The sequence below is a fragment of the Variovorax sp. Soil_C_17 genome, assembly GCF_057657265.1.
This window is the reverse complement of the sequence record NZ_JBDGIT010000003.1, coordinates 438,522-450,161: the sequence shown is the minus strand read 5'-3', so window position 1 is coordinate 450,161 and position 11,640 is coordinate 438,522. Positions and strand designations below refer to the sequence as shown.

At 67.4% G+C, this 11,640-nt stretch carries 12 protein-coding genes and 1 tRNA gene; 6 read left to right on the top strand and 7 right to left on the bottom strand.

What is annotated here, in order from left to right:
* Positions 1-2 precede the first annotated feature (2 nt).
* The 4 genes from AC3A6Y_RS17245 to AC3A6Y_RS17230 all read left to right on the top strand — a co-directional run bounded on the left by AC3A6Y_RS17245 (position 3) and on the right by AC3A6Y_RS17230 (position 3,728).
* Positions 3-1,505: a leucyl aminopeptidase gene (locus tag AC3A6Y_RS17245; protein ID WP_487869447.1), complete on the top strand. Its 1,503-nt coding sequence runs from the start codon at positions 3-5 to the stop codon at positions 1,503-1,505.
* A gap of 10 nt (positions 1,506-1,515) precedes the next feature.
* Positions 1,516-1,953, top strand: a complete 438-nt coding sequence (locus tag AC3A6Y_RS17240) for a DNA polymerase III subunit chi (RefSeq protein ID WP_487869446.1) — start codon at positions 1,516-1,518, stop codon at positions 1,951-1,953.
* A complete protein-coding gene (locus AC3A6Y_RS17235; RefSeq protein ID WP_487869445.1) occupies positions 1,953-2,375 on the top strand; it encodes a hypothetical protein in 423 nt (140 codons plus the stop codon). The genes AC3A6Y_RS17240 and AC3A6Y_RS17235 overlap by 1 nt, the downstream gene beginning before the upstream one ends.
* 135 nt (positions 2,376-2,510) lie before the next feature.
* Complete coding sequence (locus AC3A6Y_RS17230) at positions 2,511-3,728, top strand: branched-chain amino acid ABC transporter substrate-binding protein (RefSeq protein ID WP_106556657.1); 1,218 nt, start codon at positions 2,511-2,513, stop codon at positions 3,726-3,728.
* Positions 3,729-3,773: 45 nt separating this feature from the next.
* Here the strand turns inward: AC3A6Y_RS17230 and AC3A6Y_RS17225 are convergent, their stop codons facing one another.
* From AC3A6Y_RS17225 to AC3A6Y_RS17210, 4 genes are all read right to left on the bottom strand, one after another.
* Positions 3,774-4,163, bottom strand: coding sequence for a response regulator (locus tag AC3A6Y_RS17225; protein ID WP_487869444.1), 390 nt, complete (start codon positions 4,161-4,163; stop codon positions 3,774-3,776).
* A 176-nt stretch (positions 4,164-4,339) separates the two neighbouring features.
* Positions 4,340-4,430: transfer RNA gene (locus AC3A6Y_RS17220), tRNA-Ser, on the bottom strand.
* 36 nt (positions 4,431-4,466) lie between these two features.
* Positions 4,467-5,396 carry an SPFH domain-containing protein gene (locus AC3A6Y_RS17215; RefSeq protein WP_106556659.1) on the bottom strand — a complete coding sequence of 310 codons (930 nt, stop codon included), beginning with the start codon at positions 5,394-5,396 and terminating at the stop codon, positions 4,467-4,469.
* 35 nt (positions 5,397-5,431) lie between these two features.
* On the bottom strand, positions 5,432-5,857 hold the full coding sequence (locus AC3A6Y_RS17210; protein WP_487869443.1) for an NfeD family protein: 426 nt from the start codon (positions 5,855-5,857) through the stop codon (positions 5,432-5,434).
* Between the two features lie 116 nt (positions 5,858-5,973).
* Here AC3A6Y_RS17210 and AC3A6Y_RS17205 point away from each other — a divergent pair, with 116 nt between their 5' ends.
* Positions 5,974-8,265: an Orn/Lys/Arg family decarboxylase gene (locus tag AC3A6Y_RS17205; protein ID WP_487869442.1), complete on the top strand. Its 2,292-nt coding sequence runs from the start codon at positions 5,974-5,976 to the stop codon at positions 8,263-8,265.
* A 6-nt stretch (positions 8,266-8,271) separates the two neighbouring features.
* On the opposite strand, the gene AC3A6Y_RS17200 is transcribed toward AC3A6Y_RS17205, so the two are convergent.
* Entirely contained in the window at positions 8,272-9,141 is an 870-nt protein-coding gene (locus AC3A6Y_RS17200; RefSeq protein ID WP_487869441.1) for an EamA family transporter, read from the bottom strand.
* A 195-nt stretch (positions 9,142-9,336) separates the two neighbouring features.
* On the opposite strand from AC3A6Y_RS17200, the gene AC3A6Y_RS17195 reads away from it, so the two are divergent.
* Positions 9,337-9,894: a fasciclin domain-containing protein gene (locus tag AC3A6Y_RS17195; RefSeq protein ID WP_487869440.1), complete on the top strand. Its 558-nt coding sequence runs from the start codon at positions 9,337-9,339 to the stop codon at positions 9,892-9,894.
* Between the two features lie 14 nt (positions 9,895-9,908).
* On the opposite strand, the gene AC3A6Y_RS17190 is transcribed toward AC3A6Y_RS17195, so the two are convergent.
* Together AC3A6Y_RS17190 and fabI are read right to left on the bottom strand one after the other, a co-directional pair.
* Complete coding sequence (locus AC3A6Y_RS17190; protein ID WP_487869439.1) at positions 9,909-10,766, bottom strand: DNA ligase; 858 nt, start codon at positions 10,764-10,766, stop codon at positions 9,909-9,911.
* A gap of 75 nt (positions 10,767-10,841) precedes the next feature.
* Positions 10,842-11,624: an enoyl-ACP reductase FabI gene (fabI, locus tag AC3A6Y_RS17185; protein WP_487869438.1), complete on the bottom strand. Its 783-nt coding sequence runs from the start codon at positions 11,622-11,624 to the stop codon at positions 10,842-10,844.
* Between the last annotated feature and the right edge of the window lie 16 nt (positions 11,625-11,640).

The window sequence follows — 11,640 nt, the reverse complement described above, 5'->3', positions numbered from 1 at the left end:
TTATGGACTTTCAACTCAAGACCCTCTCCACCGCCCAGGCTGCCACCGAAAAATGCGACGCGCTGATCGTGCTCGCCGCAGCCGGCAACTCTCCCTCCAAGGACCCGATCGCGACGCTTGTCGCCGAAGCCCGCAAGGCCGGCGACCTGGCCGACAAGGCCGGCAAGCTGCTGGCCCTGTACCGGCCGCCGCGCGTGGCGGCGCCGCGTGTGCTGCTGGCTTCGGTGGGCGACGGCAAGCCTTCGTCGCTGCGTGCTGCCGTGCTGGCCGCGGTCGCGGCGGCCAAGACGACGGACCCGAAGCGGGTGGCGATCGTCTTTGCCCAGCCCGCCGACGCCGAGGGCCTGCGCAGCGCGGTGATCGCGGCGGCCGATGCGAGCTATGTCTACACCGCCACCAAGTCCAAGCCCGAACCGCGTTCGATCCACCAGCTGGTGTTCGGCGTGGCCGATTCGGCCGACCTGCGCGAGGCCTTCGACGAGGCCGCCGCCACGGTCGCGGGCATCGAGCTCGCCAAGGAATGGGCCAACCGGCCCGGCAACCACTGCACTCCCACGATGCTCGCCGAGGCCGCGCAGAAGCTCGCCGCGCTGCCGCAGGTGAAGTGCGAGGTGCTCGGTCCCAAGGAGGTCCAGAAGCTCGGCATGGGCGCCTTCGGCGCCGTCGCGCAGGGCTCGGCCGAGCCGCTGCGCTTCATCGTGCTGCGCTACCACGGCGCCCCCAAGGAGCAGGCGCCGGTGGTGCTGGTGGGCAAGGGCATCACCTTCGACACCGGCGGCGTCTCGCTCAAGCCGGCGGCCGAGATGGACGAAATGAAGTTCGACATGTGCGGCGCCGCGAGCGTGCTGGGCGTGTTTCGCGCGCTCGGCGACATCCGTCCCGCGCTCAACGTCGTGGGCCTGATCCCCACCTGCGAGAACATGAACGACGGCCGTGCGATCAAGCCCGGCGACGTCATCACCAGCATGAGCGGGCAGACCATCGAGATCCTCAACACCGACGCCGAGGGCCGCCTGATCCTCTGCGATGCGCTGAGCTATGCCAAGCGTTTCGATCCGGCGGTGGTGGTCGACATCGCCACGCTGACCGGCGCCTGCGTGGTGGCGCTGGGCGGCGTGCGCAGCGGCCTGTTTGCCAGCGACGACGCACTGGCCGACGCGCTGCTGGCGGCCGGCGAGGAATCGCAGGACCGCTGCTGGCGCATGCCGCTCGACGACGATTACGCCGAGGGTCTCAAAACCAACTTCGCCGACGTGGCCAACGTCGCGGGCCGGGCCGGCGGCGCGGTCACGGCGGCCAAGTTCTTGCAGCGCTTCACGGGCGATTTCCCTTGGGCGCACCTGGACATCGCCGGCACCGCGTGGAAGGGCGGGACGGCCAAGGGCGCGACCGGACGGCCCGTCGGGCTGCTGCTGTCTTATCTGTTGACCCGGGCCCGCCAGGATGCTGCCGGCCCGGCCCCGCACAAGCCGCGCAAGCCGCGGAAGGCGGCCAAGGCGCGCTGAGGTTTTTTCCATGACCGAGATCGACTTCCACTTCAACACGCCGGACAAGCTGAACTACGCCTGCCGACTGCTGCGCAAGGCCGTCGGTGCGCGTGGCGCCCGCGTGGTCGTGGTGGCCGATCCACAGATGCTGGAAGCCATCGACCTCGCGCTCTGGACCTTCGCGCCCGCGGAGTTCATCGCGCACTGCCGCAGCGACGGCGAGCCGCACACGGTCGCGCGCTCGCCGGTGGTGCTGGCCGAGAGCGGCGACGCGCCGCTGCCACACCGCCAGGTGCTGGTGAACCTCGGCCACGCGGTGCCCGGCGGCTTCGAGCGCTTCGATCGGCTGATCGACATCGTGAGCGCCGACGATGCCGACCGGCAGGCGGGCCGCTCGCGCTGGCGGCACTACGCCGACCGCGGCTACGCGATCCAGCGCCACGACTTTGCCGGGAGTGCTGCCTGATGTCCGCGCGTACGCCGCCTCGTTTCGTGCCCACCCTCACGACCGTGCTCGAGCTGCCGGGCGAGCCGGTGCCGTCGAGCGAGTCCACCCCCGGGCAGGCACGCGAACCTGCCGCTGCGGCTCCCCAAGCCGCCGTGGCGGACCCGACGCAGGCCGTCGCGCTCACCCCGCAGGCGATGCTCTCCGAGGCCGACGCCTTCCAGCTCGAGGAGCAACTGGTTCACCGCGTGCTGCAGCGCATCGACCTCTCGCTGGAGGAGCGTTTGAGCGACACCGTCTCCGCCGCCGTTCAGCAGCAGCTCGACAACCTGATCCCGCGCTTGCGCGGTGAAATCGAGACGGTGCTGCGCGAGCTGGTGAGCGAAGCGCTGGCCCAGGAACTGTCCGACAACACAGGGTCAATGCCAGCTTTTGGCCCTTGATCCTTGGGCTACACTGCGCGCCAGGTCGAAAGCGCGAAGGCGCTGCGGGTCTGCGGCGCGGAACTTGCTGAGGGTTCGCACACGGATCAAAAGGCCGTATTTCTGTACTTATCCACCAATACCTGGAGGTTCCTCATGCAATTGAAATGGACTGCAGTCACGCTGGCGGCGCTCACGCTCGTGGCTTGTGGCAAGAAGGAAGAAGCAGCGGCTCCGGCGCCCGCGCCGGCACCCACCGCAGCAGCACCTGCACCCGCGGCTCCTCCGGCCGATGCATTGGTGGTCAAGATCGGCCACGTGGGTCCCACCAGCGGGGCCATCGCCCACCTCGGCAAGGACAACGAACTCGGCGCGCGCATGGCCGTCGAGGACCTGAATGCCAAGGGCCTCAAGATCGGCGACAAGGTTGCCAAGTTCGAGCTGCTCGCGGAGGACGACGCCGCCGATCCCAAGCAAGGCACCGCGGTCGCCCAGAAGCTGGTCGACAGCAAGGTCAACGGCATCGTCGGTCACCTGAACTCGGGCACCACCATCCCCGCCTCCAAGCTCTACAGCGACGCCGGCATTCCGCAGGTCTCGCCTTCGGCGACCAACCCCAAGTACACCCGCCAGGGCTTCAAGACCACCTTCCGCGTGGTGGCTGACGACACGCAGCTCGGCGGTACGCTGGGCAAGTACGCGGTCGACACGCTCAAGGGCAAGAACATCGCCGTGATCGACGACCGCACCGCCTATGGCCAGGGCGTCGCCGAAGAGTTCGAGAAGGCCGTCAAGGCCGCCGGGGGCACGATCGTCGGCCACGAGTTCACCACCGACAAGTCCACCGACTTCAACGCCATCCTGACCAAGCTCAAGGGCGCCAAGCCCGACGTGCTGTTCTTCGGCGGCATGGACGCCGTGGGCGGCCCGATGCTCAAGCAGGTCAAGCAGCTCGGCATGAACGTCAAGTTCATGGGCGGCGACGGCCTGTGCACCGGCGAGCTGGCCAAGCTGGCCGGCGATGCGATCGGCGAAGAGATGGTCGTGTGCGCGGAGGCCGGCGGCGTCGAAGGCGACTTCAAGCAGCCGCTGGAAGACTTCAAGACCAAGTTCAAGACCAAGAACGGCGTGGACGTGCAGATCTATGCGCCCTACGTGTACGACGCGGTCAACGTGCTGGCCGAGGCCATGGTGAAGGCCGGCTCGTCCGATCCCGCGAAGTACCTGCCCGAGCTGGGCAAGATCCAGTACAAGGGCGTGACCGGCCCGATCGCCTTCGACGAGAAGGGCGACATCAAGAACGGCGCGCTGACCATCTACACCTACAAGGGTGGTGCCCGTACGCAGATTGCCGTGGTGCGCGGCGCGAGCTGAAGCAAGCCGCTTCAACCGAAGAAAGGGCCCTGAGGGGCCCTTTTTTTATTCCTTCATCGCGGCGCTGCTGCTGGCGTCGTTGCAGTAGTCGAAAAAGGCCTCGAGCTCCCTCGACTTGTCGAACACGGCATCGGCGCCCAGCGCCGTGCAGCGCGCCCGGATGTCGGCATTGACGTAATTGCTGAGAACCACCGCGCGCTGGCTCGCGCTGCGCTGCCTGCAGGTTCTCAGCACGCCGAGCCCCGAGCCCTGCTTGAGGAAAATGTCCACCACCATGAGCTGCCAGTCGTCGGCGTGAGAGGCCAGCCAGGTCGCGGCCTCGTTCTCGCTCTCGGCACAACCGACGACCTGGGCGCCGACCAGGTCCTCGAGGGCGGGGATCAGGTTGTCGCGGATCGTCTTGTTGTCTTCGACAAGGAAGGTGAAAAGCGCCATACGGCTTCGTGCCTGTGAAGAGCAAAGCCTACTGCGATGCAGCATGCGCGGTCGCGCCGAAGCCGCCCGCCGTGACGTAGGAAAAAACGCACGCGTAAGCGGCGGCCGCGGCGATTGAAGGGGATCGGACCCCCGACCAGCAAAAAAGCCCGCTTGCGCGGGCTTTTGAACTTGAGTGGCGGAGCAGGCGGGATTCGAACCCGCGGAGGGCTATTAACCCTCACACGCTTTCCAGGCGTGCGACTTAAACCACTCATCCACCGCTCCGAAGCCCGCGATTGTAGCAGCGGGCATGGGGCGTTCTCAGGCGGTGCCCGATGTCTTTCCGGCCTGCACCATGCGCATCGCCGAGGCGATGAGCGCCGCGGTTTCGTTCATGTTGCTCGGCACGATCAGGGTGGTGGTGGCGTCCGCCGCGACCTTGCCGTAGGCGTCGACCGCGCGCTCCGCCACCTTGAGCTGCACGGCCTGCTCGCCGCCGGGCTGCCGGATTGCCGCGGCCACGCGCTCGATGGCGCCGGCGGTCGCTTCCGCCACCGCGGTGATGGCCGCGGCCTCGCCCTGGGCATTGTTGATCTGGGCCTGCTTCTCGCCCTCCGAGCGCGCGATGAAGGCCTCGCGTTCGCCGGTGGCAATGTTGATCTGCTCCTGGCGGCGACCTTCGGAGGCCGCGATCAGCGCCCGCTTCTCGCGCTCGGCCGTGATCTGGCGCTGCATGGCCTGCAGGATTTCCTTGGGCGGGGTCAGGTCCTTGATCTCGTAGCGCAGCACCTTCACGCCCCAGTTCAGCGCCGCCTCGTCGATGGCGGCCACCACCTGCGCGTTGATGATGTCGCGCTCCTCGAAGGTCTTGTCGAGCTCGAGCTTGCCGATCACGCTGCGCAGGGAGGTCTGGGCCAGTTGCGTGACGGCAACGATGTAGTTCGACGAACCGTAGCTTGCGCGCATCGGATCGGTCACCTGGAAGTAGAGGATGCCGTCCACCTGAAGCTGCGTGTTGTCGCGGGTGATGCAGATCTGGCTGGGCACGTCCAGCGGGATTTCCTTCAGGCTATGCTTGTAGGCCACCTTGTCGATGAAGGGGATCAGGAAATTGGGCCCGGGCGTCATCGTGTTGTGGTACTTGCCCAGGCGCTCGCGCACCCAGGCGTTCTGCTGCGGCACGAACTTGATCGACTGGCTGATGACGATGATCGCGATGACCAGCAGGACCAGGGGGACGGTGAATTCCATGAAGTTGCTTCCTCTTTGTGCTTGTTGCTTGGGTATCAGATCTTGTCGACCACCAGGCGGCTGCCGACCACCTCGGCCACGCGGTGTTCGCCGACGGCGGGCGTGGTGCCGGCGCGGGGGACGACGGTCCATTGCGCCCCGCGGTAACGCACGGTGGCGGTGCCGTCGGGGTTCCAGGCATCGATGTAGATGCTCTCGCCGATATCCAGGTTGATGTCGCGGTTGGCGGCAGCCGGCGGCTCGGCGGGGCGCTTGCGGCGGATCAGGTGCCAGGCGACCACTGCGCCGACGCCGACCACCGCCGCCACGACCAGCTGGGTGCCCAGCCCCGCGCCGGCATGCGCGGAGACGGCCGCGGCGGCGAAACCCGCGCTCAAAAGCAGCAGGTAGACGGTGCCGGACAGCAGCTCCAGCACGATGGCTCCCCCCGCAATCAGCCACCAGACGGTGGAACTCGCCATGTCACGACTCCTCTCTAAGTGAAGGCACGACATTCTGTGTCAAAAGGGCTGCGGTTCCTTCATCTGAATTCCGTACACTTCGCGCCTGTTTGCTTGTCCCGCCCCCGGAGCCCCCCATGAAATTCCGCTTTCCGATCGTCATCATCGACGAGGACTTCCGCTCCGAGAACAGCTCGGGCCTCAGCATCCGCGCCCTGGCGCAGGCCTTCGAGAGCGAAGGCTTCGAGGTCTTGGGCGTCACCAGCTACGGCGACCTGAGCCAGTTCGCTCAGCAGCAGAGCCGTGCCAGCGCCTTCATCCTGTCGATCGACGACGAGGAGTTCACCCCCGGCCCCGACCTCGACCCGGCAGTGCTGAACCTGCGCAACTTCATCGGCGAGGTGCGGCGCAAGAACGCGGACGTTCCGATCTACATCTACGGCGAGACCAAGACCTCGCGCCACCTGCCCAACGACATCCTGCGCGAGCTGCACGGCTTCATCCACATGTTCGAGGACACGCCGGAGTTCGTGGCGCGCCACATCATCCGGGAAGCCAAGTCCTACCTGGAAGGGGTGCAGCCGCCCTTCTTCAAGGCGCTGATCGACTACGCGGAAGATGGCTCCTATTCCTGGCACTGCCCGGGCCACTCGGGCGGGGTGGCCTTTCTCAAGAGCCCGGTCGGCCAGATGTTCCACCAGTTCTTCGGCGAGAACATGCTGCGCGCCGACGTCTGCAACGCCGTGGAGGAACTGGGCCAGCTGCTCGACCACACCGGCCCGGTGGCAGCCAGCGAGCGCAACGCGGCGCGCATCTTCAACGCCGACCACTGCTTCTTCGTGACCAACGGCACCAGCACCAGCAACAAGATGGTGTGGCACCACACAGTGGCGCCGGACGACGTGGTGGTGGTGGACCGCAACTGCCACAAGTCGGTGCTGCACGCCATCATCATGACCGGCGCGATCCCCGTCTTCATGAAGCCGACGCGCAATCACTTCGGCATCATCGGGCCGATTCCGCGGAGCGAGTTCGAGCAGTCCGCCATCAAGGACAAGATCCGCGCCAATCCGCTGCTCTCGCATGTCGATGCCGACAAGGTCAAACCGCGGGTCATGACCTTGACGCAGTCCACCTACGATGGCGTGATCTACAACACCGAGACCATCAAGGGCATGCTCGACGGCTACGTCGACACACTGCACTTCGACGAGGCCTGGCTGCCGCACGCCGCCTTCCATCCGTTCTACGGCGCCTACCACGCCATGGGCAAGCGGCGCGTGCGGCCGAAGGAGTCGCTGGTGTTCGCCACCCAGTCCACCCACAAGCTGCTGGCCGGCATCAGCCAGGCCAGCCACGTGCTGGTGCAGGACTCGCAGAACCGCGCGCTCGACCGCGACCTCTTCAACGAGGCCTACCTGATGCACTCCTCGACCAGCCCGCAGTACGCCATCATCGCCAGCTGCGACGTGGCCGCCGCGATGATGGAGCCGCCGGGGGGCACCGCACTGGTGGAAGAGAGCATCCTGGAGGCACTGGACTTCCGCCGCGCAATGCGCAAGGTGGAGGAGGAGTTCGGCAAGGACGAGTGGTGGTTCAAGGTCTGGGGGCCCGAGAAGCTGGTGGAGGAGGGCATCGGCCGTGCCAGCGACTGGATCATGCACGGCGAGGCGCGCAGCGCGAACGGCAAGAACGGCTCGCGCCACTGGCACGGCTTCGGCAAGCTGGCCGACGGCTTCAACATGCTCGACCCGATCAAGTCGACCATCGTGACGCCGGGGCTGGACCTGAACGGCAAGTTCGCTGCCACCGGCATCCCGGCCAGCATCGTGACCAAGTTCCTGGCCGAGCACGGCGTGATCGTGGAGAAGACCGGGCTCTACAGCTTCTTCATCATGTTCACCATCGGCATCACCAAGGGCCGCTGGAACACGCTGCTCACGGCGCTGCAGCAGTTCAAGGACGACTACGCGCGCAACCAGCCCATGTGGCGCATTCTTCCCGAGTTCTGCCAGAGCCACCCGGGCTACGAGCGCCTGGGGCTGCGCGACCTGTGCCAGCACGTCCATGAGCTCTATGCGCGCTCCGACGTGGCGCGGCTCACCACCGAGATGTACCTGAGCGACCTGACGCCGGCCATGAAGCCGAGCGACGCCTTCGCCCACATCGCGCACCGCAAGACCGAGCGGGTGGAGATCGACGAGCTCGAGGGCCGCATCACCACCAGCCTGATCACGCCTTACCCGCCGGGCATTCCGCTGCTGATCCCGGGCGAGGTCTTCAACAAGAAGATCGTCGACTACCTCAAGTTCGCGCGCGAGTTCAACAAGGAGTGCCCGGGCTTCGAGACCGACATCCATGGGCTGGTGGCGCGCATCGACGAGAACGGCAGGAAGCGCTACTACGCGGATTGCGTTCGCGCCGCCTGAGCTTCTTCAGCCCAGGCGCAGCATCACCACGCCGGCCACGATGACCAGCGTGCCCGCGGCGCGCTGCCAGCCGAAGGCCTCGCGCAGGAACAGCGCGCCGATCAGCGCGGCGAACAGCACCGAGGTCTCGCGCAGGGCCGCGACGATCGCGATCGGTGCGCGCGTCATGGCCCACAGGGCGATGCCGTAGCTGCCCAGCGAGGCGGCGCTGCCGACCAGCGCCAGCTTCCATCGTCCCGCCATGTACGACAGGGCGGCGCGGCGCTGGCCGGGCCGGCGCCACAGCACCAGCAGCAGGAACGGAATGCCGTCGAACAGGAACAGCGTCGCGACGTAGGCCAGCGCATCGCCCGAGATGCGCACGCCGAGGCCGTCGATGACGGTGTAGAGCGCGATGATGGCCGCATTGGCCAGTGCGAAGGCCAGGGCCTTGCCGCGCCGGCCCTCGTCGTTCTCGCGCAGGGCCGAGGGCGACAGGCCCAGCGTGACCACTCCCACGCACAGCAGGGCGACACCGGCCCAGGCGGTTGCCGAGATCGCCTCGCCGATGAAGCTCAGGCTGCCCAGCGCCACCAGCAGCGGCGAGCAGCCGCGCATTACCGGGTAGGTGAGGCTCAGATCCCCATGCTTGTAGGCGCCGCTGAGCGCGATGTAGTAGCCGATGTGGATCAGCAGCGAAGCGGCCAAGTACGGCCAGGCAGCCATCGGCGGCAGGCCCGTGACCATCACCAGCGGAACGGCGATGAAGATGCCCACGCTGTGGACCAGCGCGGTGTCCAGCGCCTTGTCGCGGCCGGATTTGATGAGCGCGTTCCAGGCGGCGTGCAGCAGGGCGCCGAAGAGGACCGCCAGGACGATGGGGCCGCTCAAGGCCACCGCGCGCGCGCTTCGAGGCAGCGGTGGCTGGTGCGCGCGGCGTGCGTCGGAAGGGGAGGGAACATGCGCTGATCGTAACGGGCTTGAAATGCAGCATTGCCCGGCATGCAATGAATCCGAACGGGCACGGCACTCGTATTGGTTGCAGCCGCCGCCATTCCGGCGCCGGTCTCAACCCCCAAGGAGCCTTTCATCATGAGCAGCAGATTCCACCGCCTCGCATCCATCGCCCTGGCCGTCGCAATGGCCGCAGGCGCCGCCGCGGCCTCCGCGCAGGTCATGGTCGGCGGCGCGCCGATGTTCGCGACCAAGGACATCATCGACAACGCCGTCAATTCGAAGGACCACACCACGCTGGTGGCCGCGGTCAAGGCGGCCGGGCTGGTCGAGACCCTCAAGGGCCCCGGCCCCTTCACCGTGTTCGCCCCCACCAACGCGGCCTTCGCCGCCTTGCCGGCCGGCACGGTGGACACGCTGCTCAAGCCCGAGAACAAGGGCAGTCTGACGGCCGTGCTGACCTATCACGTGGTGCCCGGCAAGCTCGACGCCGCGGCCCTGGGCAGCCAGATCATGGACGGCAAGGGCATGGCGACGCTCAAGACGGCCGCCGGCGGCACGCTGACGGTGAAGGAAAACGGCGGAAAGATCTGGGTCGGCGACGAGAAGGGTGGCTGGGCCACCGTGGGCACGGCCGACGTCTACCAGTCCAATGGCGTGATCCACGTGGTCGACAAGGTGCTGCTGCCCAAGTAGGGCGCGGCGGCGACTCAGGAGGAGGACGCGAGGTCCTCCCGCACCCTCAGAAAGCGCGCGAACCTCGGCAGGCCGCCGGGGTTCGTGCCGTTGTAGCGGTAGCTGACCCAGCTTCCCACGGCCGGCGGTTGCTCGCGCTGCGCGTCGCTGAAGCCGCCGCCCAGCTTGAAGCGCCGGCCCTCGGGCGTCTCGACCAGCAGCGCGCCCATGCGGCCGGTATGGCGCCCGCGCCCCGGCACGTGCGCCAGCACCCGGGCCTCGGCATCCTCGTAGGGCTTGACCTTGAGCAGGTCGGCGGATCGTTCGCCGCGGTAGACGGACGAACCCCGGTGCAGCATCAGGCCTTCGCCGCCCATGCGCACCGTCTTGTCGAGCAGCGCCTGCAGGTCCTCGTGCGTGGTGGCGCGCTCCTGGGGCACCGGCAGCACCCAGGGCGCCGCCGTCAAGGGCAGCAGCTTGCGCAGCGCCGCCAGCCGCGCCGTGAAGTCGCCGGGCTGCGCCGGGAGGTCGAAGACCATGAAGCGGATGTTGCGCCAGGCCGCCTCGTTCGGCGTCTGGTCGCGCACCGTGGACACGGTTTCCGCGAAGCGCCCTCGGCCGGCCCACAGCTCGCCGTCCATCGGCACCGCCGGCAGGTGGGCGGTGAACCAGGCGGGGGCGGCCACGCGCTCGCCGCCGCGCGTCCAGAGCTGCCTTCCGTCCCAGTAGCCGCGCATGCCGTCGTACTTCTCGCTGACCCAGTAGTCCGCCAGCGGCATGCCGCGGCGATAGACATCGGCCAGCATGAGGGCCGGTGCGGCCGCGGCTTGCGCAAGGGTGAAGGGCGCCAGCGCGAGCGCCGGGCCAAGAAGCAGAAGCTTTCGACGATCCATGTGTTGTTCCCTGAACTGATCTTCTTGTCGGCACCAGGCCGGTCCGCCGCCGGCAGAAGGCCGCGGATGGTGCGGCTACTCGGCGATGCCGCCCACCACCTGGCTGAAACCGCCGTCCACGTAGGTGATCTCGGCCGTGACGCCGCTGGCCAGGTCGCTCAGCAGGAAGGCGGCGACATTGCCCACTTCCTCGATGGTCACGTTGCGGCGTATCGGCGAGACCTCGGCCACCACGGAGAGGATCTTGCCGAAGCCCTTGATGCCGCTGGCCGCCAGCGTCTTGATCGGCCCGGCGCTGATCCCGTTGACGCGCATGCCCTTGGGGCCGAGCGACTCGGCCAGGTAGCGCACCGAGGCCTCGAGCGAGGCCTTGGCCAGGCCCATGGTGTTGTAGTTGGGCAGCACGCGCAGCGAGCCCAGGTAGGTCAGCGTCAGCAGGGCCGACTTGTCGTTGAGGTAGGGCAGGGCCGCCTTGGCCATGGCCGGGAAGCTGTAGGCGCTGATGTCGTGCGCCACCTTGAAGCCCTCGCGCGACAGGCCTTCGAGGAAGTCCCCGGCGATCGCCTCGCGCGGCGCGAAGCCGATGCTGTGCACGAAGCCGTCGAACTTGGGCCATGTTTGCGACAGGTCGTCGAACAGCCTGGCGATCTGGGCGTCGTCGCCGACATCGCAGTCGAAGATCAGCTTGGAGCCGAAGTCTGCGGCAAATTCGGTGATGCGGTCCTTGAAGCGCTCGCCCACGTAGCTGAAAGCGAGTTCCGCGCCTTGCTCGTGGCAGGCCTTGGCGATGCCGTAGGCGATGGAGCGATTGCTCAACACGCCGGTGATCAGGAATTTTTTGCCGGAAAGAAAGCCCATGAAGCGACCTCGTGAA

Excerpts from the sequence above, each read along its gene's own strand:
- AC3A6Y_RS17245 (WP_487869447.1), top strand. The coding sequence starts at position 3 with ATGGACTTTCAACTCAAGACCCTCTCCACCGCCCAGGCTGCCACCGAA.
- AC3A6Y_RS17240 (WP_487869446.1), top strand. The coding sequence starts at position 1,516 with ATGACCGAGATCGACTTCCACTTCAACACGCCGGACAAGCTGAACTAC.
- AC3A6Y_RS17235 (WP_487869445.1), top strand. The coding sequence starts at position 1,953 with ATGTCCGCGCGTACGCCGCCTCGTTTCGTGCCCACCCTCACGACCGTG.
- AC3A6Y_RS17230 (WP_106556657.1), top strand. The coding sequence starts at position 2,511 with ATGCAATTGAAATGGACTGCAGTCACGCTGGCGGCGCTCACGCTCGTG.
- AC3A6Y_RS17225 (WP_487869444.1), bottom strand. The coding sequence starts at position 4,163 with ATGGCGCTTTTCACCTTCCTTGTCGAAGACAACAAGACGATCCGCGAC.
- AC3A6Y_RS17215 (WP_106556659.1), bottom strand. The coding sequence starts at position 5,396 with ATGGAATTCACCGTCCCCCTGGTCCTGCTGGTCATCGCGATCATCGTC.
- AC3A6Y_RS17210 (WP_487869443.1), bottom strand. The coding sequence starts at position 5,857 with ATGGCGAGTTCCACCGTCTGGTGGCTGATTGCGGGGGGAGCCATCGTG.
- AC3A6Y_RS17205 (WP_487869442.1), top strand. The coding sequence starts at position 5,974 with ATGAAATTCCGCTTTCCGATCGTCATCATCGACGAGGACTTCCGCTCC.
- AC3A6Y_RS17195 (WP_487869440.1), top strand. The coding sequence starts at position 9,337 with ATGAGCAGCAGATTCCACCGCCTCGCATCCATCGCCCTGGCCGTCGCA.
- AC3A6Y_RS17190 (WP_487869439.1), bottom strand. The coding sequence starts at position 10,766 with ATGGATCGTCGAAAGCTTCTGCTTCTTGGCCCGGCGCTCGCGCTGGCG.
- fabI (WP_487869438.1), bottom strand. The coding sequence starts at position 11,624 with ATGGGCTTTCTTTCCGGCAAAAAATTCCTGATCACCGGCGTGTTGAGC.